The organism is Bradyrhizobium sp. USDA 376 (genome assembly GCF_054063675.1).
Window position 1 is genome coordinate 2,038,667 of the sequence record NZ_JBSSGN010000001.1, and the last position, 24,235, is coordinate 2,062,901.

The window sequence follows — 24,235 nt, forward strand, 5'->3', positions numbered from 1 at the left end:
ACGATCAAGCGATTGCGTCTCATCATCAGGCTGTCTCTGTTTCGTTGTCGCTCTTGCGAAGCTTCCGCCATGCCGGAAGGATGAACGGCTGCCCATGATCGATCGGCACGCGCATGGTGGTCTCGCCATATTCACCCGGCGGCCCTAGTGCTACGACCTGACGGCTTTGATAGGAGAACGGCTCGTCCGGCGGTGCGACCGTGTAGCGCTCCGGCAATCGCCTCAGAACCGAGGTTCGATAAATCCAGATGTCGTTGCCCTTGAGAAGGACGATGAGCTGTCGCAGGCGCCGGCGAACCGCGATCTCCGTCGCGGGGGGAATGTCGACGAGAATATCTCGCTGCGACCAGGACAAGCCAACGAGGATATCGAAAAGCTCCTGCGCATAGGCTCCAGTTTCCTCATCGAGCGTTGTCTCGATAATGCAGGCCACGTCGTGCGAGCGGGCCGCCTCCGTATAGAGCGCGCCCTCGTCCGCTGTCGCACTGGCGATGTCATAGTCGTTGCGGGGGATGAGCCGGTCCTCATCTTCCATCAGCGCGGAAAGGACTTCCGGCGCACTTACGGTCGGCGTCATTTCCGAAAGCTCGGAGCCAAGGATAATGCGTTCACGATGAACTTGCAGCGCTTTTGCCAACCGTTCAGCCGTTGTCACTGCAATTGGCGCATTCTCATTCTCGATCATACGAAGCATGCGAATGCTGACACCGATTTCACTCGCCATTTCCTTTTGGGTCGACAGCCTTTCAAGCTGCTCCCTCAGGGCTTTCACCGCCTTCCCGTTCGGCACGACCTTCCTCATCTCAACCTCATCCCGTGTATTCGATGACTCAAAATTTACATGAGGGAGCCTGGCAGCGTGAGGCAGCCGACCGGAATCGGAGCGGCACACTGGCGGCAAACCAGCAAACTGGGCAATTCAACGTGCAGTACCCTTGACTAGGCATTTATGACCGGCCATTTATGACCGGTCAAGGAGACCTTTATCATGCTTCGTTACAATCCGGAGAAATTCGCCTCGCTCTCGGAGTCCGACATCGGTCAGCGGATTTGGTCGTTTCTTACGAAGCCCGCCACTATCGCTCGCTTGGAGACGGCCTCGGAGCTCGGAAAGCCTGCCGTCGAGGGCATCGAGGAGCAGCTTCTGGAGGAGTTTCGCGAAGATGTTCTGGTTGACCGCGTCAAGCAGATGGTCGGCCACATGGTCAGGCAGATATTGGAACAGCGCGATTGGGTTCTCGACCAAAGCGACGTGAAGGTTCAGTCGGTGCCCTTCAGCAAGGCGGCACGTTACAGGCGGCCCGATTGGATCACCTTCCATGCCTTCCGCAATACCAAAGACCCGCGCGACGTCGTCATCACCGACCGTCGGCAGAACGCGCCTCTGCCGAAAGACGCTCGCTGGACCTTCTACGCAACCTTTGCCAGCCCCTTGAAGGCGGCGGTTGCGTTCGGCGTCAATGACACCCCCAAACTTCGCCGACAAGTGCAGACCCACGGTTTTCACCGTGTCCACATCCCGCGAATGCTGCGACGCGCCTAATCCAGGAGAAATTGAAGGCATGATGCAGTTCAACGACAGGTGCGACAGAGCGGATACCCATCGCCGAACGCGAGCGGCCATCGCACGCTTTTATTGAGCCATAACGAGACCGCCAGATATGGAAACGTTCAACCTTGATCCCCGTCAACTTGCCCGGATCGAAGCCGTTCATCGCGGGTTCCTCTATCAGCACCTCTATGCCGCCGCGTGTCTGTTTGATGCTGCCCGGGCCGGTGTGACCCATGTCATCGTCGAGAATGATGAAGACGTCGAACTCGTCCAGCCTGACAGACGAATCTACCTACAAGTCAAAACTCGGGCATCTAACCTTATTCTAAGCGACATTGATGGCGCACTCTCAAGGTTCGCGGCTATTAGACAGGAGCACGAGGAAGGTCGACGGAGCGGTTCATGCCAGTTCGTCATAGTATCGAATAGTGCGCCTGGGCCGGAATTTGCCAAGCTTATCACAGGTAAAGAATGGCCGTCCGACACCAGGCTCCATTGGCCGCAATCACCGGCGGTAGACGAAGCCCTTCCCTTGCCGTGGAGGACCATCGCGGATGGTTTCGAGGCGTGCCGAGCGGCTGCCGAAACGCTTCCTTTTTCCGTATTGGCTCCAGAAACCCTCGTCTGGAAAATCGCTGGCCGGATGATGGCAGCAGCGGGTGGGATTGAGCCAAGCTCCAATCACACGTTCACGGTTGAGGAATTACCGGCACTCTTCGAGCAGCTTGTTGTCCAACTCCAAGATTTTCCTGCTCCGCCGCTTCGATATCGTCCGCAGGAACATGAACCAAATCTGGCAAATGGCCAACGCGTGCGGCTCGTCGTCGGCCTCTCCGGTGCAGGAAAGACGTCCTGGGTTTCTCAGACAGCTCTGCATACTTCTGACCGTCTGGCATATTACGATATTGCCGAGATATCCGGCCCTGCGCTGGCCAATGCCGTCGCACGCGAACTTGCAGCTCGCATCTTCGGATCGCGTGGCGGCAAGCTAGGCGAGATCTTGTTACCGGGCGCAAGCGGCACCGAAATCCTGTTTGCGATCGGTCGCCACCTAGCCGAGGACAAACTCACCGCGACTGTGGTGTTGGATAACGCGCATCGCATTGCAGCCGCGGATTTGGTTTCGCTGGTCGGGGCCTCCGATCAGCTGCAGTTTGTGCTTCTCGCCCAGCCCAGCGCAACGATCGCCCGAATCGAGGCAACGCTTGGCGTGAAGGCGGAGTTGCTTCTCGGCTGGTCCAATGAGACGGCCGCGGCCGAGGGAGCGTCGCTCGGATGCCGTGGGGATTTCTCAGACTATGAGCGCTTGTTGAAAATCACTGGTGGGCTGCCGCTCTACGTCCAGAATGCGCTGAAAATTGCGGCTGAAAGCTACGAGGGGGTGGTCACCCGAGTCTGCGCGGCGCTTGAGGACCGCACCCATATTGTCGAGACTGCGCAAGAACTTATTCTGTCAGATGTCTTCGACAGATTTAACGACCCTGAGCGCCGCGCTGTCGCGGCGCTCAGTCTCAGCGACGTCCCACTGACTCAATCCGAAGCCAGTGTCGTATTGAAGCGCGCCTTCGACCTCGAGCCGGAGATCGCGGCCACGGCATTCAGGCGATTGCGAACAAGCGGTACAATCCAGATTTTCGGTGTCGATCGTTTCAAGATTCACGATGCGATGAGACCGCTCGGCCGCACCTACCTGAGTGACGCCGGGGGTGAGCATCTGCAAAATGCACGCGAGGCCATTCGCGACCTCCTTATAAAGGCACTACCCAACGATCACGACCGTCAAAGAGTTTTTCTTCTCCTGAGGATGTTTGTCGCTCTTGGGAACGTGAAGCCTCTCGTTGAGATGGCCACCGACGAGATATTTCACGAACTAGTCATCTGGAACGGAAGTTCGTGACATTAGTTGATCGCTCGGATCTCTAGAGAGGAGAGCGCTCGTGGCGAATGCAGGTGTGAAAGGCCGGCCGATCGCGCCGTTGGTGCTGAGTTCGCAGGAGCGGGCGTACTTGGAGAGGCAAGTTCGTCGTCATCGTGTAGCCCGATCGCTATCTGAGCGATGCCGCGCGATCCTGCGGTGTGCAGATGGTCTGCCAAGCAAGTCTGTGGCTGCCGAACTTGGCATCCATGAACACACCGTCGGCAAGTGGCGCCGCCGATTCTTGAAGGATCGTTGTGATGGCCTGCTTGACGAAGCCCGCCCGGGCCGCCCTCGAACCATCGACGATGATCAGGTTGCCGAGGTAATCGAGCGGACATTGCGTACGACGCCGCCCGACGCAACGCACTGGTCGATCCGCTCGATGGCTGCGGATACTGGCTTTTCTCACACCACGATCCGCCGAATGTGGACGGCGTTCGGCTTGCAGCCGCACCGCAGCCAGACATTTAAACTATCGAGCGATCCGCTATTCGTCGATAAGGTGCGCGATATTGTCGGGCTTTATCTGTCGCCGCCTAACCGAGCCGTTGTCCTCAGTGTCGATGAGAAAAGCCAGATCCAGGCACTCGATCGCGAGCAGCCGGTCTTGCCGATGATGCCTGGGGTGCCGGAACGTCGCACGCATAGCTATGTGCGGCATGGTACGACCACGCTGTTTGCCGCGCTCGATGTCGCTTCCGGCTTCGTCATTGGCAAATGCTACAAGCGCCATCGGGCGCTCGAGTTCTTGAAGTTTCTCAAAGAGATCGACGCTCAAATCCCTGAGGGGCTCGCTGTCCATATCGTCATGGACAACTACGCTACCCACAAGACCCCCAAGATTAAAGCGTGGCTCGCTCGCCGGCCGCACTATCATGTCCACTTCACGCCGACTTCCGCGTCGTGGATCAATCAGATCGAGCGCTGGTTCGCTGAACTCACCAGAAAGCAGATCCGGCGAGGTGTTCACACCTCCGTCAGGCAGCTCGAAGCCGACATCCGTACCTTCATCGAATTGCACAACAACAACCCGAAGCCCTTCAAATGGACCAAGTCCGCAGACCAGATCTTGGCTTCCGTCAAACGCTTTTGCCACAAAGCCCAGCAGACTTTATGTGGCGAACTTTAGATTCATGTGACTAGGGCGCGGACTCATAACGAGCGGCGAGCCATAGCCGGATAGATGCAAGTTGGATGAAGGCAAGGTAGTTTCCAGCAAGCCTGTCGTAGCGCGTCGCCACCCGACGGCATTGTTTGATCCTGTTGAAGAACCGCTCGACGCGGTTGCGGGCGCGGTAGAGATACGGGCTGAAGCAGATCGGATCGGTCCGATTGCTTTTCGGCGGGATATTGGCCCATGCGCCCTTTTTCATGGCAAGCTCCCTGATCCAGTCAGCGTCGTAGCCGCGGTCGGCGAGCAGCATTGATCCGGATCTCAAACGAGAGAGCAGTTTACCGGCAAGTCGAACGTCGTGCGCCTCGCCAGGACTCAACGCAAGTTGTACCGGTAGACCATTGCTGTCGACCACCGCGTGGATTTTGCTCGTCAGACCGCCGCGTGACCTTCCCATCGATTGACGCCAGTTTCTTGTGATGCAGGCCCCATGTTGATGTACGCGAACAATGGAAGTGTCGATCATCTGCACGGCAGCATCATGGGCGCCGGCCAGTGCGCTCATGAGCTTGGCCCACACGCCGGCCCGTCGCCAGCGAACGAATCGATTGTAGCAAGTGGTGTACGGACCGAAGTTTTCTGGCAGGTCGCGCCATGGCGCTCCGGATCGCAAGACCCAGAAGATGCCGTTGAGGACACGACGGTCATTCACCCGCGGCACGCCGCGCGACTTATTCGGCAACATCGGCTTAATGACGGACCACTCATAGTCCGTGAGTTCGTAGCGCATGATTCGGCCCCTTCCGTTGTGTGGCTTGAATCATGGCTCGGCTGTCGGGCTCAACTGGTCGCTATGCACTCGAAAGCCGACCGATTATGCTCACCTTGAGTTTTGTCGTTCCTGACCCAATGTATGGTCCGGCCGTGCGTAGCAAGAGGTTCGTCGATCAGGTGGTGAGTGGTCTTGCATCAATGTATCCGGCCTTTGATTGGAGCATTCTCTCCGGGCCATCATGGATATCAGCGCGCGTGCGTTCTCATTAGCGGACAGGCCTCGATTGGGCCATTTGGGTCACCAGTGTTCGCATGCGCCGGGAAGACCGAACCTCCATCTCGTCTCATCCTCTCGCAGACCTTGGCTGGAACCTGTTGATGGGGTTACGTCATCGCTTGCTCCTCCTACCTCGCAGTTCCTGTGTTCGAGCCGGGGGCCGTTCCTTCGTCCCGGCCCGCAGGACGTGCGTCGCGTCGCGCGCACGGGCGGTCAAGGCCGGCCGTTGCGCTTTGCTTGCGGCTGGCTCCGGCGTTGCCAGGCCGCGCCTTGACCGCCCCGAGCACGGCGCGACGATCAAGCGGATTGGACGTCTGCATCGTTGGTCCTTGTCAGCTCGAAGGCGCGTCCTTTAGCCAGCACCGCCCAGGCGATGCGGGCAAGCTTGTTGGCGAGTGCGATCGCTAGCACGTTGTGGTGCAATCGCTTCTTGGCGGCTTCGATCCAGGATCTGAGTCCGTAACGTTCCCAGTTCTTGATCCTGACCAGCACCACCCATGCCGCCTGCACGAACAGAACGCGCAGGTAGCGATTGCCGCGCCTTGAGATTTTGCCGAGGATCGTGCGGTCTCCCGTCGAGATCTGCTTGGGCACCAGTCCGAGCCAGGCGCCGAAGTCACGGCCTTTGGAGAAGACGTCTCCAGTGCCGATCGCGGCTACCATGGCGCTCGAAATGATCGGCCCGATGCCAGGCACCGTCATCAGGCGCGAACATGCCTGATCTTGACGGGCCAGTGCTTCGATCTCGCCGGAGAGGCTATCGATGCGCTGATCCAGCCGGCGCCAGTCGCCTGCCAACTCCTCGATGACACGCAACATGCGTGGCGACAGGGCATCGGTGCGCGTGGCAAGGATGGTGGGCAGTTCTGTGCGCAGGAAGCCGATACCCTGGCGCACCGCGATCCCGCGTTCCAGCATGAAGGCGCGAATCTGGTTGATGATGCCGGTGCGTTGCGACACCAGCCGCTCGCGCACCCGATGCAGCGCCTGCAGATCCAGTTGCTCCGCGGTCTTGGTCGCCACGAACTTCATCGTCGGGCGTTGCACGGCTTCGGCAATCGCTTCGGCATCATTGAAGTCGTTCTTCGGTCCTTTGCTATAAGGGCGGACATATTTGGCCGGCATCAACCTGGCATCGTGACCTAGCGATGCGAGTTTGCGGCTCAAATGATGTGCGCCGACGCAGGCTTCCATGCCGATCAGGCAAGGCTGCATATTGGCGAGCCGCGCCTCCACCTGGCCACGCGACCACTTTTGCCGCAGCACGATGGCGCCGCGCGTATCGTGGCCCACGACGTGGAACGAGTTTTTGCCGATATCGATGCCGATCACGGCGATCGCAGTACTGGGTGTCTGGGACATGGCGTGCTCCTTGTCTTGGCGCCCCTGGCCAGCTTATCGCTGGCGGGGCAGGAGCACGGCCGGACCATCCCATTAGCAGATCTGAGGCGTTGCGCCGAGCCCCGCGAAGTAGCCAACGTGGTGATCTTTCTCGATAGGACGGCGCCAGCGCGATGGCTGGGCCGTCCTGACGGCTGATGCGGGGACCATCAATCGGCTAACCGGCGGTATCGAAGACAGCTGCCGGTCCTTCATGATGAAGGTCCGTCAAACGTGTGCTACGCAGTGGTTTGCACAGAAGAGCGACGCAAGCCGGTGCTCCATAGCCAAACGGCCGAAACCATAAAGTAGAAGGCACCGAACGCGGCGTAGCCGGCAACGTCACTAATCCCGACATTGGTAACAACCCCCGCCCGGTAGACGAAGAAGCACCCCGCCAGCGCCGACTGTGCGCCGCTGAGGATCATCGCCCATTGTGCGCCGGCCGATCCCCAGCGGCCCACGCCGGTCGCAAGCTGAAGAAGCCCCGCGACGACCGCCCATGCCCCGAAGATCAAAAGCACGGCATTCATGCTCCGCGTCAGCGCGATGGTGACCGCTATTGCAGTAATAATGCTAATGATGACATTGACCATCTGGCTCTTGCTCGAAGCAAGCCCACTGCTGCGTTGCGCGTCGAGATAGTTGGCGAGGGCATCCCACAAGGGATAGGCAACCAGCAGGATGGCCGCGAGATGGGAACGGTCTCTGGCGATCGTCAAGGCCGCAACCGCCCATAGAGCCGCGACGGCAGAGCGAATGAAATAGTAGCGCTTGAGCCAGGCATTGGCTTTCGGAGAAGGACGTGTAGTGCTGAGCGTCATGTGGTCTCTTCCTGGATGGCAGTTACCCGTCCGCCTGGTCATTATGTTTTCACGCCACGGCGTAGCAGAGGGGAAGCATCATGATTGTCGTTTCGCCTCCTTTGCGAGGCGGCGTCGGACAGGATGTAACCAACTACGAGGCGATGCCGGGAGCCGTTACTGAGGCCGAACGAAAATTTTGGACGGTCCTCACAGCCTGAGCAACGCAGGCCTGCATATAAATCGACTATTGCAATTAGGAACCGTTTGGTTTATATTGCCCGTATGATGACCATCAATACCAAACTTCCTGTGGGACGCCCCCGTGAATTCGATCTCGACGAGGCGGTGAGGCGAGCGATGCAAATCTTTTGGGATCGTGGGTTTCACGACGCATCGTTGCCTGATCTGCTTGCCGGAATGCAGCTTTCGAAGGGCAGCTTCTACAAGGCTTTCGGTGACAAGAAATCTGTCTTCCTGCGCGCCCTCGAGTTCTACACCGACGATGGCGTACGAAACGTCCAGGAGGTTCTGCGATCAGCCCCCTCGCCGAAGGCGGCAATCCGCAACGCGTTGGTGCGGTATGCGGATTTGTCGTCTGGGAAAAAAGGGGTGCGCGGTTGTTTCGGTGTGTTGACGGCTGCCGAGATGTTGCCGGGAGATCCCGACATCGCAGAGGTGATCAAGCGTCTTTTCTCCAGGCTTCAAGCCCTGTTCGCTGCAACGATCGCGAAAGGACAGGCCGCCGGCGAAATCGCCAATAGGTCCGATCCTGAAGTCATCGCGCACTTTATCGTCTCACATGCACAAGGCATGCGGGTGCTTGGTAAAGTTGGATCACGCCGCGACGAGATGCTGAAAGATGCCGATCTCCTGATGGAGATGCTTTTTTAAAAGCAAAATTAGGAACCAATTGGTTCCTATTGCAGTTGTGCCGATGGCACGCTTGGCTTTCCTGGGAGCTTCAATGTTCGGATATCAGCAACAGAGTCACCGATTGGACTGCGGCGAAGGTTACGGTTCGATATGAGGAACTCAGATGCCAGGCGCTCTATGCGGTTCTCGGTATTCGGTGCAATGGCGATCGTTCTCTCGGGTTGTGCCAGTCGCAGCGGCCTCGTCGAGGCCGATATCATCAGCACGCCGAGTGAGTACGCGCAACTCGTCGACGGAGTTTACACCTTACCAGCCGTCGACATATCCGGCGTCGATCCGGCGATGTTGCGCCAGCGCGTGGACTATACGACGAATGAGCCTGTCGGGACGATTGTCATCGATACGGCTGCTCATCAGCTCTATCTTGTCGAGGGCGACGGAAAGGCCATGCGCTACGGCATTGGCGTTGGCAAGGATGGTCTCGCTTTCGCAGGCACCGCGACCATTAGGCGAAAGGCGGAATGGCCGCATTGGACTCCGACCAAGAACATGATGAATCGGGAGCCTGCGCGCTATGGCCATCTCGCCAGCGGAATGGCCGGCGGGCTTGGCAATCCCCTTGGACCACGCGCGCTGTACCTCTTTCAGGGCGAACGGGACACGATGTTCCGCATTCATGGGACGACCGAGCCGGAGACGATCGGTCGCGCCGTTTCGAGCGGATGCATTCGACTCATCAACCAAGACATCATCGATCTCTATAGCCGGGTCAAGATCGGCAGCCGCGTCGTCGTCATCCAGGGCGGCCGAGCGGTGAGTTCTTGAGCATGGCCTCTGATCGCAGAGAGTCGGTCGGCCTTGGCCGATATCACGGGTCGCAATAGCGGCGAACGATTTGCATCGTCTGATAACAACTCGGAGAAGAAAGCATGAAGACTTGGCTCATCACAGGCTGCTCAAGCGGCTTCGGCCAGCGGCTCGCGCTCGCGGCGGCGGAGCGCGGCGATCAGGTCGTCGCGACGGCCCGCAGTGTCAAGACGATCGAGGATATGGCCGAGCCTTTCGACGGCCGCATGATCACCGTGCCACTGGACGTGACCGATGCGGCGGCAGCCAAGGCCGCGGTCGCAAAAGCGGTCGAGACCTTCGGCGGGTTCGACGTGCTCGTCAACAATGCCGGATACGGACTGCATGGCGCGATTGAGGAGGGGACGTCTGACGAATACCGGCCGATGTTCGAGGTAAACCTCTTCGGTTTGATCGAAGCCACCAGAGCCGCCCTGCCCGTCATGCGGCGCTCGGGCGGAGCGATCGTCAATATGTCGTCCGTCGCCGGCATCTCGGGCGGCGGAGGCGGCGGTTACTACAACGCCGCCAAGTTCGCCGTGGAAGGGATTTCCGAAGCGCTCGCCAGCGAGTTGAAGCCGTTCGGCATCCGAGTGCTGATCGTGGAGCCTGGGCCGTTTCGCACCGATTTCCTCGGCCGTTCGATCACAGTCGCCGCCAACGAGATGCCGGAATATGCCGGGACCTCGCGCAGGCACTATCGCGAAACCAATAACGGCAATCAGGCGGGCGACCCCGACAAGGCGATCGCAGTGATCCTGCGCGCCGTCGACGACGACGACGCCCCGCTTCACCTGCCGCTCGGCCCGGTCGCGCATGCTGCCGCCGAGCGAAAGCTGGCTGCCTTCCGCAGCGATATCGACGCCTGGCACGACATCACGATCGCTACCGATTTCGACCCGCCCGGAACGCGGGTCGCGAGCTCCGATCGAACGTCAACATCGACGGGACAGCGACCATGATCGCGACTCTGAAGGGTTTTGCCCAACAGCTGGTGCCGGTGAACGGCATCAAGATCAACGCCGTCACGGGCGGCTCAGGCCCGTCGATTCTTCTGCTGCATGGCTGGCCGGAAACATGGTGGGAATGGCACCATGTGATGCCGCAACTGGCCGCGCATTTCAGCGTGGTCGCGATCGATCTGCGCGGCGCCGGCTTTTCCGACTGTCCGCTCGGCGGCTACGACAAGGCGACAATGGCGCGCGACGCGCACGAAGTGATGGCTGCCCTTGGCCATCAACGCTACGCAGTGTGCGGCCATGATATCGGCGGAATGGTGGCCTTGCCGCTGGCTGCTGTCTATCGAGAGGCCGTAACCCACCTGGCCGTTCTGGACGTTCCGCTTCCCGGCTGGAGCGGATGGGAGGCGACGATCGCAACGCTCTGGCACTTTGGTTTCCACATGAGCCGGGATCTCCCCGAGCGCCTGATCCATGGCCGTGAATACGACTATGTTTCGAGCTTCATGGCCGAGCGGTTCTACGATCACAGCAGCTTCGATCCGGCGGATGTCGAGATCTACGCCAAAGCAATGGCGCTCCCCGGCCGCACCCGCGGCGGCATGGAATGGTATCGCACCCTCGCCGCCGACCACGCAGCGGCGCTTGAGTACAAGAAGCAACCGCTCGAGATCCCGGTGCTGGCTCTCGGCGGGGATCATCGCTTTGGTCCGCATATGGTGCCGATGGTCGAGGAATTCGCCAGCAACGTAACGGGCGGCTCGATCGCCCGCTGTAGCCACTATGTCGCGGACGAGCGGCCGGATGCAGTCGCAGCCGCTCTGATCGAGTTCATCGGAGCCCATTGAAACTCGGCGCCCGTGTCGTTGTGGGCCGGAGAAATCGCGACACTGCGGCAACAGAGCCCCGCACTCATCACGATCGATCAATTCAATCAGAAAGGACAACCCGTCATGACCACACCTATCATCCGCGGCGTCAACCATATCGGCATCACGGTGCCCGACATAGAAGCCGCGAAATCGTTCCTGGTGCAAGCTTTCGGCGGCCAGGTGATCTATCAGTCCTTCGGGCCGCAGGATCCGCCGCGGCAAGGCCCCGAATTCGAGCGGGCCGTCGGAGCGTTCCCGGGAACGGTCGTGCGTGGACAGGCGATGGTCAAGATCGGCACCGGACCCGACATCGAGCTGTTCGAAATGCACGGCCCCCAACAAGCCCAGCCGATCCGAGCGAGCGACTTCGGCATCACGCATTTCGGTGTCTACACCGACGACATCGACGCCTCGGTCACGCGCTTCGAAAAGGCCGGAGGCACACGCCTCACCGCGCCGCGCGCGATTCCTTACGCAACCGAGAAAGGTCTTGGAAACAAGGTCTGTTACTGCCGAATGCCATGGGGCACCACGATGGAATTCATCACCACGCCAGATCGCATGCCTTACCACGACCAGACGGCCTTGCGGAGGTGGCAAGACGAGGATTGAGATGAGCGGGACGGCGCCGGCTCGCGCCGTCGACATGCAGGTTGCACGGCACCGGCTGGGCGCTCGGTCCTCCGCGCGTCTTTTCGAAACAGAGTCCAAGCCGCCGTCTCATCCTCGATATGTGCCCGAATCGGCGGGGCAGCGCGATGCCGGACGATTCACACGGTTCGCGTAAACCGGGCAAGGGCCGTCCGGCGGCCGACATACATATCGATCGCAATCATAAACAGCGGACGCGCGCTGAATGCGAAGGTTCTGTAGAAAGTCGTCTGATGGCAAATGCAACAATGGTCGTGACCTGCAGCGGCGGCACATACTTCGATCGCGACTATTATGTCGACGTGCATCTACCGTTGGCGCTCGCATGCTGGCAGAAGCATGGCCTCGAAAGCGCCGCCGCCTTCTTCCCTCGAGACGTCAATTCGGTAGATGTTTCCGTCGGGTTTTATCGGTTTCGCGATGAGGCTTCGCTTCACGCTGCGCTTGCATCCGCCGACACCGACGCAATTATGGACGATGTCCCCCGATTTACTGACGCCAACGTTACCCGAATGATCGGAGCCCCGCTCTGACGGGCGGATGTCGCGATGCATCCCGTTAACTCGTCAATTCCGACTGGCAGGATCATACGCCTTACCAGTGGACGAAATTCCTGACATTGACGCCGGTCGCGGCCAAGCGTCGACCCATCTCGGAAGTCCGACAATGTCCGCTTTCGCGCCGTTGTTGGGGGACAAGCGGACATAGGTGCGCCTACTCTCAGCGGCAGAGTTTATGAGTACGCACCCTAGTTTACAAATGATCGTTTTACGTTCTTGCGGCGCCCATGGTTGTCTTTGGGCACGAGAGGGCGATCGGCGGACAGTCGAAGCGGATCTCGTAGTGCGGTGGCCAGAAAGCGACATCGCAAATACATAGGAAGAATCCGGACATGAACAAAACCCAGATACATTCCTTCGTGCTTCCCGATGCAGCAAAAGCATTTTTGCAGAAGGAACTAGCTCCCATCAAATATCCTGCCACCGCCTACGGATCTTATCTTGCGCAGATCTCCGCAGTGCGGTCGAAGATCGCCGTTGCGTTGACCGATATCCTGCCGTTTCTCTCGGAGCAGGTTCCTCCGTCAGCTCGCCCCGCGGCTATCGAGATTACGAATCTGCCGGTCGATGCGAACATCGACCGCCCTCCGTCCAATGGCGCGAAGCTAAAGCATATCCCAAAGGCGTCGTACTTGTCTGAGAATCTACTCGTTCTCTTCGCCGGGCTGTTCGGCACTCCCTTCTCGATGTCGTTCGAAAGCGAGAGCCTAGTGAACAACGTCATTCCCTTGCCGTCCGCCAAGTCGGACTTTAGCGCCCTCAGCTCTTCGTCGGATCTGAGCTTCCACATCGAGAACGCGGCCTTGAGATTTCATGACAATGGCCGCGACTGTGCGCCAATGGCGCTGTTCTTCACTGGAGTTGTAAGGCGCGGCTGCCTTGCCCTTGCCGATGCACTCCACCTCCGGGGCGTGGAAAGAATAATGCTTCCAGCCACGCTGACGCTGCTGTTGCGAGCGGATCTGCGAAGCGCGGCTGAGCGGGAGGACGAAGGCGTTCTCGAGCACAGCTCGACCTTCGATCTTGCGGCCGATATCGCGGATGATCGTACGCCTCCGACGGGGATCTCGTCGTATGCGTACGGATGATCCGGCCCAGCCGGCTGTGCAGGATGCGCAACTGCCGCTGATGCCGCCTGAATTGCTTGGCATGGGCGTAGCGTCCCGCCATCATTGCCGCGGTCTTGGCGACGCGAAGATAGGACTGCCGCAGCTTGACCCCGTGCTTCCTCGCCATGCGGTTGAGCCCCTTGATGGCCGCGTGCAGCAGCTTAGCATCGGTCGGAAAGGTGATCGCCTTCGGCTGCACGGTGGTATCGACCGTGACACGCTTGAGGTCCTGGCTGCGTAACGCGCCGGCTTCGTGCGCCACCCGCAGGCTCTCGGCCAACAGCAGCTCCAGCTTGTCGCCGAGCCGCTTGCGCCAGTGGCTCAGGTCCGAGCGCTCGTGCGGAAATGAATGCTGGAAGAACTCTTCGCCGGTGAAGTACTGGAAATACGGGTCGTGGACCCAGCGCTCGCACACCCCTTCGTCGGACAGGCCGTAAATCTGCTTGAGCAGCAGCAGCCCAATCACGAAGCGGGTCGCGATGCCTGGCCGGCCGTTCTCGCTGTAGAGCGGGGCGATCTCCCCATCGATCCAGTCCCAGTCGACCCTGCCGGCGAGCTGAACCAGCTCGTGCTTCATATTGATGATCTGGTCCAGCCTGGCCCGGAACAGATCGCCCGATCCCGTCGCCTTCTGCTTCTTCGGCCGCATCACCCCCTCCGATGCGACCACGGAATCATGACTGGCGATTCGACGGAATCTTGAAAATGAAATTGGAAGGTTCCGATCCCTGAAGCATCAAAACCCTGCAATCGCAAAAAAGCCGGTCTGTCAGATTACGATTCCACATCAGTCGCTTGGTCGCTCTTAACGGACGACTGCCTACTTCATGTTCACGCCGATGATGCGGTTGCTTTCAGCGATTATCCTGCGGAAGGGCTGAACCGCCATTTTGCAAAGCATTCACGTTATCGTACCCCGTCGTCGTGACGGCCGCTAAGCACATCGCTGTCCTGGGCCTGGTCGCCGATCTCCGCAGAACCGCTTCCAGAATCCGGCGCGTCGCAGTAGGCTTGCGACCGGTCGTCTATCGATAGCGCGCTCCTCCAGAAAGTGATTGCGGATGCGTTCCCGTTGCTCATCCGTCAGCCAAATCATTCTTTTTAGCGTCCTCGTCGTCGAAGGTTTCGGTCGCGCGACTAAGCCGAGATTAGGAATATATCCGTAACGAAGATTAGCCAGTACGCTACTTACAAGCCACGAACTTCTATAAACGCTTGGTCCATTGCTAGCATGACTTTGTCGAAGGCCGAATGTCCCTTGAGGTCACTTCGCATGGAACGACGCCGCCCGACAGCCTCAGCTTGCCGCTTACACTATTTCTTCTTCCTGCGACGTGGACGCGCCGGCTTGCGACCTCCAGGCAGGGTCTTGGGAGTCGTCGCACTTTTAGACGGCCGAATAAACAACTCGGACAAATGAACGTCCAGCGTCTCGGCGATGCGTTCGAGAAGATCAATTGTCGGGTTCTTCGATTGCCGCTCAAGAGCCCCCATATACGAGCGGTCAACCCCCGCTTCGTAAGCCAATTTCTCTTGCGAAATACCTCGCTCTACGCGGATTCGACGCACATTCCAGGCCACAATCGCACGAGTTTTCATGCGTAAAACATGTCATGAAGCCGGGGCTTCAAACCACTGGCTATAGTCCCGCTATTAATTTCTTCGCGAAAGCCGCCTGCAGCGCACACTCGCCTAAGCTTCCTCCGACCACGGCTTCGTATTCGGCAAGAGTGCGTATATAGCGCGACAATCAGGATGAGAGTCTCACCCTGATCGCCGCCGCGCATGCGTAACAACGACGGCGGTGGGGACGCCGCCAGCTCCGCCGCGATCTCAGCCGGGCGGACCGCGCCATTGCGACTAACAACTCCATCGAGATGAGCGGAGTCGACGACCCGCAGCCGGCGCCCATCCGATTGCAGTGTGGACGGCAACCTGGTGCAATCCATGGCGGATCCGCACTTCCCCGGCCACGATCGTCACCGCCATGCGCTCGCCAATAAGGCGCCATGGCACGGAGTAGCTGTTCGCGTCGATCTCGACGGCGCAATCATTGCCGACGACGTGGGTCAGTTCACGCAAGGGTCCGAACGACGGCTGTCCGCCGAGCGGTTTCAACCGATGTATCTCATCACGCGCAAAGCGGATGATCGGGGCGCCTCGCCGGTCGCGCCCTGGATGCGAACGTTCGCAACATCACGCTCCCATCTGTCGAGATGCGCCTCGAATGCTTCCCAACTTGGGAAGGAATGACCGGCGATCGCGTTCTTCTTCACGTAGCCGACGCCATTCTCCGTCTCGCCCTTCGTGCGCGCCCGATACGTCTGCAAACAATCTCGGCGTCGACCGCCCGATGGCGCGCAGGCTCGATCAACCATCTGAGCGTGTCTCGCTCACCGGCCTCGAGGACGGCCAGCCGCTCACCTGCCGCATCAGATTCGTTCTCCACGGCTGAGAGCCCACGGCTGAGGCTCGAGGCATCGAGCTTCAGGAGACCGGCGAGCAACAGGCCGAGCGCACGCCAATCGTCGAGGAACGACATGATAATCGGTGCACCTGCGGATTTCGCAAAGACGACGAGCGGCGCTTTGTCCGCCTCCGACAATCGGACGCACCACTCAAAGCTGCCAAGCCGGAAGTCGGGCGCTGTGGCAGACGCCGTGAAGACCGAAGAACTGTCGAGACGGCCATAGACCAGTCCCTGGTTGTGGACGGCTTCAAGCGCCTTCGCCAGACGCTCGGCGTTGCGCCAGAGAACGATGCGCGAGCGCGGGACATCAAGATTGTTCAGCCAGTGATCGGGGCGCGCATGCTTGACCATGGTATCGAGTGGCGCGAGATCTCGCGGCATGGCCAGAAAGAAGGCATCCGACGCCTCGCCGTACCGCAGCAGTTCGACGATGACCTTGTCGGCGCCTGGATAGGCGAGCACACGCTGTGCCTGGCGCATTTCATGCTGCCAAATTTCACGAAGATCATCGTCGACCGCTGAGCCGGTCTTTTGCCAGTATTTGAGCACGACTGGCTGGTCGTCGCGCTTGTCGTGGGCCGAAATGATCGCCGATTTGAGCGGCTCACCACCGGGGGCCGAGAGGTATTGGTCCCCAAGGTCGAACTGATCCGTCAACGGCCGCAGTTTTTTCAATGTGCTCGGCATCAACTATGAGCTCAAATGGAGCATCTGCTTTGGCGCGGCGGGCGTTTGCACATGCAATGATTTTCAGTATTCGCAGCCAACTAACGATGGTATCGAAATTTGCGTCGGCAACGTCCCGAGCAGCGGGATAGCCTGATTCGGCGAGCTGAATTTAACAAGAATTGTCACCGGCATCCGCCGGTCGCAGCAGTATGTCTGAAATATCCCCTGCGAGCCCTTCCGCGTCCGCACCCGCTCTGGTAGCTACCCGCCTTGCCGGGGCCGCCGCAGGCAGCCACCCGGCACCGGTTCAGATTAAGCCAGAAATACCGCAAATTAACTTTTTATATCAACCACTTATAGCTATACTGCCTGATTCTTCGTCGCCTTGGATGAGCTTCTTTGGGGAACGGAACGTCCGAAAAATGCTGCATAGTTCGGACGGACAAATCTTGCCGACGACCGAAATTTGCATCATATTTCGGACATGCTTGATCAACCGACCACAGACCTCCGCCCGCGGCTCATTGCCCGCATCGACGCAACGCCGACAGAGGTATGGACACCCGGTGATTTCGCTGATCTCGGCAGTCGCGCGGCCGTCGACAAGACGTTGCAGCGTCTCGTTGCGGCTGGCGAGTTGCGCCGCATCGACCGCGGGCTCTACGACCGGCCGCGAAAGAGCAACCTCACAGGCAAGCCGATGGTCCCCGACTATCGCGCGGTCATCAGGGCTGTGGCGCGCCGCGACCAGGCCCGCGTCGTGGTCGACGGGATGACTGCCGCGAATGATCTCGGCCTCACCACGGCCGTGCCGGCGCGCATCGAGGTCCTGGTCGACGCTCGCCTGAAGCCGATCAAACTTGGAAAGCAGGTCATCAATTTCAAGTCGGCGGCACCTAGCCGTCTTTATTGGGCCGGACGTCCGGGCATGCGCGTCGTTCAGGCGCTCTATTGGATGCAGGATATGATGGCGGGGAAGGACGATCGACAAGCGGTAGAGAACGTCCTCAGCAAGCTGTTCGCAAACCCGCAGCATGGAAAGGAGATTCGCGACGATCTCCGTGCAGGTCTTTCAGCTATGCCGATCTGGATGCAGGACTTTCTCAGGCCCTTGCTCGAACCTGACGACGCGGCGGAGGATCACGCGTGAGTAGCGCAGCCTACAAGGAGGTCATCTCCGCCGCACCCGGCGAGAAGCTTGATCTTTTCCTGACGACGGCGAACCGGCTCGGTGCGCCGATCGGAAACGTCGAGAAGGATTTTTGGGTCTGCTGGACCCTCAATGCTCTCTATCACGAACGGCCCGCAGGAGGTCCGCGCCTTCTCTTCAAGGGCGGGACGTCGCTGTCGAAGGCATACGGGCTGATCGAAAGATTTTCCGAAGACATCGATATAACGGTGTTTCGCAACGATCTCGACGAGTCTGCTTCAGTCGAAGAACTCGAGATCGATCTTGTCGAATAAGAAACGCCGCGCTCGATTGGATGCGATCCGGGATGCGCGTTTCGCGGGATCGTGAGCGCGGATTTCAGGGGATCGTGAGCAGAGATTTCAGACGATCGTGAGCAACGATTTCGCGGGATCGTGAGCAAGGCTTTCGGAGCCTTGCAGCGCTTCGGCCGACAACTCAACCGGCTTAGGGATGACCTCGTGGTTAACGAGGAAGTCCAATGCCTACCCAGAGATTGTCGATGCGCCGGATCAAGGAAGTCCTTCGGTTAAAACATTTTCAAGGCCTGCCAGAGCGGGCCATCGCGCGGAGCGTGGGCGTCAGCAACGGCGTTGTGCACAGCTACCTGAGCCGCGCCCGCTCTGCTGGGTTGAGCTGGCCGCTTCCGGAGGGAATGACCGATGAAGACCTGGAGCTTTTGCTTTTCCCGGCCCCACGACCAGCGTCTCAGAGCCCGCAGCGGCCGGTGCCCGACTGGAGCTACATCGATAAAGAGCTCCGCCGGCGCAACGTAACCCGTCGCCTGCTCTGGGAGGAGTATCGCGCCGTTAATCCCGACGGTTTCGGGTACACGTGGTTCTGCACTACCTACGAGGCCTGGAAGGGGCGGGTCCGACCTTCGATGCGGCAGATTCATCTGGGCGGCGAGAAGGTGTTCGTGGATTTCGCCGGCGACACCATCGACATCGTCGATCCCCTGACCGGGGAAGTGCAGCCGATGAAGCTGTTCGTCGCGGCGATGGGCGCTTCGAACTACACCTACGCCGAGGCCTGCCCCAGCGAGAGCTTGGCCGACTGGATCCGGGCCCACGTCAACTTGTTCACGTTTTTGAGCGGAACGCCGACGTTCGTGGTCTGCGACAACCTCAAAGCCGCCGTCAGCAACCCCGACCGCTACGATCCCGGCCTCAATCGCACTTATGCCGAGATGGCGAGCCATTACGGCACGGCCATTCTCGCCGCACGGCCGCGGCGCCCAAAAGACAAGGCGAAGGTCGAGGTCGCGGTGCAAATCGCCCAGCGCTGGATTCTGGCCCGGCTGCGCAATCAGCGCTTCTTTTCCCGGGCCGAGCTCAACGCCGCCATCAAGACACTCGTCGACGAACTCAATGCTCGTCAAATGCGTGGCTTCGGCTCAAGCCGCGCCGAACTGTTTGCCGAACTCGACAAACCCAAGCTAACCCCGCTGCCAGATCAGCCTTATGCCTTCGCACGCTGGAAGCGCTGCCGCCTCGCTCCCGATTATCATGTCGAGGTCGACGGCCATTGGTACTCCGCGCCGTATCGTCTGATTGGCGAGCTGGTCGATGCCCGTATCGACGATCGGACGGTCGAGATCTTCCACAAGGGCCAGCGGATCGCCAGCCATGCCCGCGCGCCCAACCGACGCGGACACACCACCATCGCCGACCACATGCCCAGCGCCCATCGCCGCTACGGCAAATGGACCCCCGCCGCGGTGATCGCCGCCGGCGAGCGGATCGGTCCTTCGACAGCAGCGTTTTTCCAGGCCGTGATCGACGCCCGGCCCCATCCAGAACAAGGCTTTCGAACCTGCCTTGGCATTCTGGCGCTCGTCAAAAGCTACGGCGCCGAACGCCTCGACGCAGCCTGCCGGAGGGGCATCCTCATCAAGGCGCGCTCCGTCGCCTCGATTAGATCGATCCTCCAGAACGGCCTCGATCGCACGTTCTTCGACGAATCTTTCGAGCACCAGCCCCTGCGCCACGGCAACATCCGCGGACGCGACTACTTCCACTGAAGCAAGGAGAGACCCGGCATGCTTAACCACCCAACCCACGAACGGCTGATCGAGCTTGGCCTGACCGGAATGGCCAAGGCCTTCGAGGAGCAGCGCCGATCGCCCGATCTCGAAGCCCTGCCGTTCGAAGATCGCATCGGCCTGTTGGTCGACCGCGAAGCCGCCGAACGCGACACCAGGCGGCTCACCACGCGCCTCAAGATCGCCGCACTGCGCCAGACTGCTTGCGTCGAGGACGTCGATCTGCGCACCCCGCGGGGCATCGACCGCGCCGTTTTCGCCAAACTCGTCGAAGGTCGCTGGATCGATCGCCACGAGAATTTGCTCGTCACCGGGGCAACCGGCCTGGGCAAAAGTTGGTTAGCCTGCGCGCTCGGCCACAAGGCCTGCCGCGACAACCGATCAGTCCTCTATCATCGCGTTCCAAGGCTGTTCGAGGCGCTCGCGCTCGCGCGCGGAGACGGACGTTACGCTCGGCTCCTCAAAAGCCTCGGCCGCGCTCAGCTTCTGATTTTGGATGATTGGGGACTATCGGTGCTCACCGCCGCGGAACGCCGCGATCTGCTCGAAATCCTCGAGGACCGCCATGGCCGCGCATCCACCATCGTCACAAGTCAGCTCCCCGTGGACACCTGGCATGGAGCCATTGGGGACCCCACGGTCGCCGACGCCATTCTCGATCGCCTCGTCCACAACGCCCACCGCCTCCAGCTCACCGGAGAAAGCATGCGAAAACGCAGCGCCAAAACCATCACCCTTGACGGCCAACCAGAACACTGACTCTATCTCCCATCGGCCGTAGCGGGCTGCTCACGATCGTCTGAATTCAGTGCTCACGATCGCGCGAAATCGATGCTCACGATCCGTGAAATCCGCAATCCGGGACGCTTGCCGCAGCTATATTAGCGGTCCGCTATACGCCTTCCTGACCGAACATCTCGCCGAAGCGACGAGTGGACGCGGACGCCTCGAGATCGACGCGTCGGATGCCGACGGGCAGACGCTTCTCGTCTGGTATCCCGAGGTTGAACCGCGCGACGAGGCCTATGTGCGGCCGGCAGTCCGGATCGAGTCCGGAGCGAAGTCGGCGCTTGACCCGAACCACCTGGCGAATATCCGTCCTTACATTGCCGACGACGTGGCAGGCCTCGAATTGACGGTGCCGAACGTCACGACGATCGACGCCGAGCGCACGTTCTGGGACAAAATCGTGATCGCTCACGGGCTGCGCCGCTGGTTCGAGCGCCGCGGTGAGCTGCGCCAGGAAGGCCAGCGCATTTCGCGGCACTTCTACGACCTGTATTGCCTCTTCGCCTCCGACATCGGCCGGTCGGCGGTCAAAGATGCCGAATTGGGGGCCGACTGCGTCCGTCATGCTCTCATGTTCTTCAACCGGCCTGATTACGATCTCGTCTCGGCCGTGACCGGATCGTTTGCGCTTGCGCCGACTGCGGCAATGATCGACGCGCTCGCGCGTGACTATACGAACATGACGCCAATGATCTTCGGCGAGGCTCCTCGGTTCGAGCAAATCCTCGCGTCGATGGAAAAGATCGAACGCGCGGTGAATAGGACGCGCTAGCAAACGAGCAGAATTCGACAACCGCCGATGATAGGATCATGGCATGGCTGACGCTCCAGAGAACATCCCAATGCGATTGCCCGATCCCGCCTCGATCGAGGCGGTTCTCGCACGTCTTCCGACCGGATCTGACGAAGCGGCGCTGGCGGCCGCGCTCACAGAGGCGTTTCCGGGATTTCCGTTTTCGACATCGGGCATTGACGAGCAGTATTGGCGCGACACGCGCTCGGTGGTCGCCGCCGACGGGACACGGATCGCAGAATACCGGCCGTGGATGGAAGCGGAGCTTGCCAAGGACAATGGCGACATTGGCGCGCTCTGGACGCGACTGCGCGAGAGCGACCTTCAGATCTCGGAATGGCACGGCAACAGTGTGTATGCCTTCGCGCCAACTGGACCGGGCGCGGCGGACTATGTGCAAATCCGTCTCGGTCTGGAAGTTGAATGGCGTGCCGGGCCGATCGTCAATCCGACATATCGCCCTTGGGGCAAGGGCGAATTACTCGATCCGTCATGGATCACGCACGAAGATATGTCCGACGACAAGGTAATCGCTGGTCCGCTCTATCGGATGCTTGGGCGCCCAGGCAGCAGCGTCGTCCATGTCCGGAGCTTCCTGACGCGGTGTGCCCGCCTCGAGCGCGAGAAGCGCGAGGCGCAGCGGCCAGAGATGGAACGCCGTGTGGTACGTGAAACGACACGCGAGGGCACGACCGAGACGCCGTTTCTTGAACTGGTGCCGGACTGGTTCGAGTTCGTGCCGCGGGAGACGCGCTTCTTCCAGGATTGGGAAGAATCAAGCGCTTCGGCCGAGCGGGTCTATGTGCACTGGGCGCTCGACATTTACGACTACGACGATAAAGGCACACGCGAGATCGGATTCGTGCCGCGCCCGCGGCATCTGCCGGAAGAGAGGCTGATCGCTGGCGACGCCTCGGTTCATATCCTGATGGATCGCGTCGAAGCCATCGACCGTGAGGTCGGCGTCCCATTTGGTTGGTTCTTCTTGATGACCCATGGTAATCGAGTTGCGCCAGAGGTTGGCCAAGCGATCGCCAAGGGCCTGCGTAGTCAGCGCGTGGTCTTACCCGATCGGGATGCGCGTGTGCTTCTCCGCTGGGCCGAACGGTCCTATGGATTCTAGGAAGACAGGGCCGCGGCGGAAGGCCTCAGTAAACCTAACGCCACACTATCGGAGCTCTGGAAAGAGCGTCGCGACCAATCTGCTTGAGGTAGTCAGGCCTCCTCTCACCTGTTGTCGCCGCTTCCAGAAGCCGGCACGCTGCGGGCTTTCGTTCGCTACGTCGAGCGATCTCAGCTGGGTGCGCCCGCCACCCGGACGATGGCGCTGGACTTCGTCCTGTCGTTCGGTGGCGCCGCCGACAGCCGCGCGGTCCGTCACGGCGTGCTCCGCCGATTCTACGAGTACCTGGTCGTCTACGACCCCCAGACCGAGGTCTTGGAGCGCAGAGCTTTCCCGTGGTCCAGGGCGATTCCGCCGCCGCGCATCCCTAAGTGAGGCTGAGCTGACGTCGCTTATCGACGCATGCAGCTTCATTTCGCCAGGGACCCCTCTCAGGGGCCGCACGATGGCGACGCTAATCGGATTGTTGGCCAGCACGGGGTTACGATCGGGCGAAGTGGTCAGGCTTGATCGCGGCGACGTCGATCTGACCAACGGGGGCATCCTCGTCCGTAAAACCAAGTTCCGTAAAGACCGCCTGATTCCTGTTCACCCAACGACCCAGGCAGCCAAACTTCGTCGATACGCCCGTGAGCGCGACACCGTGTTTCCCAGGCCCAAAGGCGAGGCGTTCTTCCTCAGCTCGCGAGGCTGCCGTCTGTCGGCAACCGGCTTGCAAAGCAACTTCGCTAAGGCCCGCAAGCTCGCGGGCCTTGACAATGGCAAGCCTCTGCGACCGCACGATCTCCGGCACCGGTTCGCGGTGACCAGGCTGAGGCTGTGGCACCACGAGCGCGCGGACGTCCAAGCGCTGCTGCCCTTACTCGCCACCTACCTCGGCCACGCCAACTATAGCGACACAGCCTACTACCTCACCGGCTCGTCGGATCCCCACCAAACGGGCCCACATCGAGGTGACGCATCATCTCACCAACGCCGAGGTGGAGGCTATCATCGCAGCCCCTGATCAGACGACGTCCCGCGGTCGGCGCGACCGGGCCTTTCTGCTCTTCTTGGCGAGAACCGGCGCTCGCGTGTCCGAAGCGACCGGCGTCAACGCGAACGACCTTCAGTTGGAGCGAGGACGCCCGCAGGTGCTGCTTCATGGCAAGGGACGCCGAGATCGCGTCGTTCCCATTCCTCAGGATTTGGTGCGATCGCTGACCAACCTATTGAGCGAACGCGGCCTCGCCCATCATGAACCGCGGCCAATCTTCGTCGGGGTCCACAACGAGCGCCTGACGCGTTTCGGCGCGACACACATCGTGCGGCGTGCCGCCTCCCAGGCCGGGTCCACGAGGCCAAGCTTGGAGGGCAAGCCGATATCGCCGCACATCTTCCGGCATTCCCTCGCCATGAAGCTTCTCCGGTCAGGCGTGGACCTCCTGACGATTCAGGCTTGGCTTGGCCATGCTCAGGTCGCCACGA

23 protein-coding genes and 4 pseudogenes are annotated in these 24,235 nt (G+C 60.3%); 18 read left to right on the plus strand and 9 right to left on the minus strand.

What is annotated here, in order from left to right:
- Positions 1-25 precede the first annotated feature (25 nt).
- Entirely contained in the window at positions 26-802 is a 777-nt protein-coding gene (locus ACVJ19_RS09430) for a helix-turn-helix domain-containing protein (protein WP_014498595.1), read from the minus strand.
- Between the two features lie 186 nt (positions 803-988).
- On the opposite strand from ACVJ19_RS09430, the gene ACVJ19_RS09435 reads away from it, so the two are divergent.
- From ACVJ19_RS09435 to ACVJ19_RS09445, 3 genes are all read left to right on the plus strand, one after another.
- The gene (locus ACVJ19_RS09435) at positions 989-1,543 is read left to right on the plus strand and encodes a hypothetical protein (protein ID WP_014498596.1); all 555 of its coding nucleotides are present in this window, start codon (positions 989-991) and stop codon (positions 1,541-1,543) included.
- A 118-nt stretch (positions 1,544-1,661) separates the two neighbouring features.
- Positions 1,662-3,449, plus strand: coding sequence for an ATP-binding protein (locus ACVJ19_RS09440; RefSeq protein WP_014498597.1), 1,788 nt, complete (start codon positions 1,662-1,664; stop codon positions 3,447-3,449).
- A 40-nt stretch (positions 3,450-3,489) separates the two neighbouring features.
- Positions 3,490-4,599, plus strand: coding sequence for an IS630-like element ISBj5 family transposase (locus ACVJ19_RS09445; protein WP_011085265.1), 1,110 nt, complete (start codon positions 3,490-3,492; stop codon positions 4,597-4,599).
- A 10-nt stretch (positions 4,600-4,609) separates the two neighbouring features.
- Here the strand turns inward: ACVJ19_RS09445 and ACVJ19_RS09450 are convergent, their stop codons facing one another.
- The 3 genes from ACVJ19_RS09450 to ACVJ19_RS09460 form a co-directional block, all read right to left on the minus strand.
- A complete protein-coding gene (locus ACVJ19_RS09450; protein WP_014498598.1) occupies positions 4,610-5,374 on the minus strand; it encodes an IS5 family transposase in 765 nt (254 codons plus the stop codon).
- 558 nt (positions 5,375-5,932) lie between these two features.
- Complete coding sequence (locus ACVJ19_RS09455; RefSeq protein WP_011088795.1) at positions 5,933-6,997, minus strand: IS110 family RNA-guided transposase; 1,065 nt, start codon at positions 6,995-6,997, stop codon at positions 5,933-5,935.
- 257 nt (positions 6,998-7,254) lie between these two features.
- The gene (locus ACVJ19_RS09460) at positions 7,255-7,839 is read right to left on the minus strand and encodes a DUF308 domain-containing protein (protein ID WP_009734588.1); all 585 of its coding nucleotides are present in this window, start codon (positions 7,837-7,839) and stop codon (positions 7,255-7,257) included.
- A 267-nt stretch (positions 7,840-8,106) separates the two neighbouring features.
- Between ACVJ19_RS09460 and ACVJ19_RS09465 the strand changes: the two genes are divergently transcribed.
- The 6 genes from ACVJ19_RS09465 (at position 8,107) to ACVJ19_RS09490 (ending at position 12,555) form a co-directional block, all read left to right on the plus strand.
- A complete protein-coding gene (locus tag ACVJ19_RS09465; protein WP_244423860.1) occupies positions 8,107-8,712 on the plus strand; it encodes a TetR/AcrR family transcriptional regulator in 606 nt (201 codons plus the stop codon).
- Positions 8,713-8,871: 159 nt separating this feature from the next.
- Positions 8,872-9,519: a L,D-transpeptidase gene (locus tag ACVJ19_RS09470; protein ID WP_014498601.1), complete on the plus strand. Its 648-nt coding sequence runs from the start codon at positions 8,872-8,874 to the stop codon at positions 9,517-9,519.
- A 104-nt stretch (positions 9,520-9,623) separates the two neighbouring features.
- Positions 9,624-10,502 carry an oxidoreductase gene (locus ACVJ19_RS09475; RefSeq protein WP_011090906.1) on the plus strand — a complete coding sequence of 293 codons (879 nt, stop codon included), beginning with the start codon at positions 9,624-9,626 and terminating at the stop codon, positions 10,500-10,502.
- Positions 10,499-11,347: an alpha/beta fold hydrolase gene (locus ACVJ19_RS09480; RefSeq protein WP_011090907.1), complete on the plus strand. Its 849-nt coding sequence runs from the start codon at positions 10,499-10,501 to the stop codon at positions 11,345-11,347. Before ACVJ19_RS09475 ends, ACVJ19_RS09480 begins: the two co-directional genes overlap by 4 nt.
- A gap of 105 nt (positions 11,348-11,452) precedes the next feature.
- Positions 11,453-11,983, plus strand: coding sequence for a VOC family protein (locus tag ACVJ19_RS09485; protein WP_026192141.1), 531 nt, complete (start codon positions 11,453-11,455; stop codon positions 11,981-11,983).
- Between the two features lie 146 nt (positions 11,984-12,129).
- Positions 12,130-12,555, plus strand: coding sequence for a hypothetical protein (locus ACVJ19_RS09490; protein ID WP_223153792.1), 426 nt, complete (start codon positions 12,130-12,132; stop codon positions 12,553-12,555).
- 463 nt (positions 12,556-13,018) lie between these two features.
- On the opposite strand, the gene ACVJ19_RS09495 is transcribed toward ACVJ19_RS09490, so the two are convergent.
- The 4 genes and pseudogenes from ACVJ19_RS09495 to ACVJ19_RS09510 all read right to left on the minus strand — a co-directional run.
- The gene (locus ACVJ19_RS09495) at positions 13,019-13,372 is read right to left on the minus strand and encodes a hypothetical protein (RefSeq protein ID WP_014498603.1); all 354 of its coding nucleotides are present in this window, start codon (positions 13,370-13,372) and stop codon (positions 13,019-13,021) included.
- 73 nt (positions 13,373-13,445) lie between these two features.
- Positions 13,446-14,340 (minus strand): annotated as a pseudogene (locus ACVJ19_RS09500) (IS5 family transposase); the annotation flags it as partial.
- Between the two features lie 665 nt (positions 14,341-15,005).
- Positions 15,006-15,290: a helix-turn-helix domain-containing protein gene (locus tag ACVJ19_RS09505; protein ID WP_014498605.1), complete on the minus strand. Its 285-nt coding sequence runs from the start codon at positions 15,288-15,290 to the stop codon at positions 15,006-15,008.
- A 261-nt stretch (positions 15,291-15,551) separates the two neighbouring features.
- Positions 15,552-15,716 (minus strand): annotated as a pseudogene (locus ACVJ19_RS09510) (Mu transposase domain-containing protein); the annotation flags it as partial.
- Between ACVJ19_RS09510 and ACVJ19_RS09515 the strand changes: the two are divergent.
- Positions 15,639-15,944 carry a transposase gene (locus tag ACVJ19_RS09515; protein WP_202557294.1) on the plus strand — a complete coding sequence of 102 codons (306 nt, stop codon included), beginning with the start codon at positions 15,639-15,641 and terminating at the stop codon, positions 15,942-15,944. The pseudogene ACVJ19_RS09510 and the gene ACVJ19_RS09515 overlap by 78 nt on opposite strands.
- Before the next feature lie 19 nt (positions 15,945-15,963).
- Here ACVJ19_RS09515 and ACVJ19_RS09520 read toward each other — a convergent pair whose 3' ends face one another.
- Positions 15,964-16,848 (minus strand): serine/threonine-protein kinase, encoded by an 885-nt coding sequence (locus ACVJ19_RS09520; RefSeq protein ID WP_014498607.1) that lies wholly within the window; start codon positions 16,846-16,848, stop codon positions 15,964-15,966.
- A 466-nt stretch (positions 16,849-17,314) separates the two neighbouring features.
- Between ACVJ19_RS09520 and ACVJ19_RS09525 the strand changes: the two genes are divergently transcribed.
- From ACVJ19_RS09525 to ACVJ19_RS09560, 8 genes and pseudogenes are all read left to right on the plus strand, one after another.
- Positions 17,315-17,980, plus strand: a complete 666-nt coding sequence (locus tag ACVJ19_RS09525; protein ID WP_014498608.1) for a DUF6088 family protein — start codon at positions 17,315-17,317, stop codon at positions 17,978-17,980.
- Positions 17,977-18,331: pseudogene (locus ACVJ19_RS09530) on the plus strand (nucleotidyl transferase AbiEii/AbiGii toxin family protein); the annotation flags it as partial. The gene ACVJ19_RS09525 and the pseudogene ACVJ19_RS09530, both read left to right, overlap by 4 nt.
- A 169-nt stretch (positions 18,332-18,500) precedes the next feature.
- Positions 18,501-20,042: an IS21-like element ISFK1 family transposase gene (istA, locus tag ACVJ19_RS09535; RefSeq protein WP_060907903.1), complete on the plus strand. Its 1,542-nt coding sequence runs from the start codon at positions 18,501-18,503 to the stop codon at positions 20,040-20,042.
- A gap of 18 nt (positions 20,043-20,060) precedes the next feature.
- Entirely contained in the window at positions 20,061-20,822 is a 762-nt protein-coding gene (gene istB / locus ACVJ19_RS09540; RefSeq protein ID WP_011090937.1) for an IS21-like element ISFK1 family helper ATPase IstB, read from the plus strand.
- Between the two features lie 85 nt (positions 20,823-20,907).
- Positions 20,908-21,624: a nucleotidyl transferase AbiEii/AbiGii toxin family protein gene (locus tag ACVJ19_RS09545; protein WP_453949209.1), complete on the plus strand. Its 717-nt coding sequence runs from the start codon at positions 20,908-20,910 to the stop codon at positions 21,622-21,624.
- Between the two features lie 43 nt (positions 21,625-21,667).
- Positions 21,668-22,768, plus strand: a complete 1,101-nt coding sequence (locus ACVJ19_RS09550) for a hypothetical protein (RefSeq protein ID WP_018647441.1) — start codon at positions 21,668-21,670, stop codon at positions 22,766-22,768.
- Positions 22,758-23,774: a tyrosine-type recombinase/integrase gene (locus tag ACVJ19_RS09555; RefSeq protein WP_307724540.1), complete on the plus strand. Its 1,017-nt coding sequence runs from the start codon at positions 22,758-22,760 to the stop codon at positions 23,772-23,774. The genes ACVJ19_RS09550 and ACVJ19_RS09555 overlap by 11 nt, the downstream gene beginning before the upstream one ends.
- Positions 23,749-24,201 (plus strand): annotated as a pseudogene (locus ACVJ19_RS09560) (tyrosine-type recombinase/integrase); the annotation flags it as partial. The gene ACVJ19_RS09555 and the pseudogene ACVJ19_RS09560, both read left to right, overlap by 26 nt.
- Positions 24,202-24,235 lie beyond the last annotated feature (34 nt).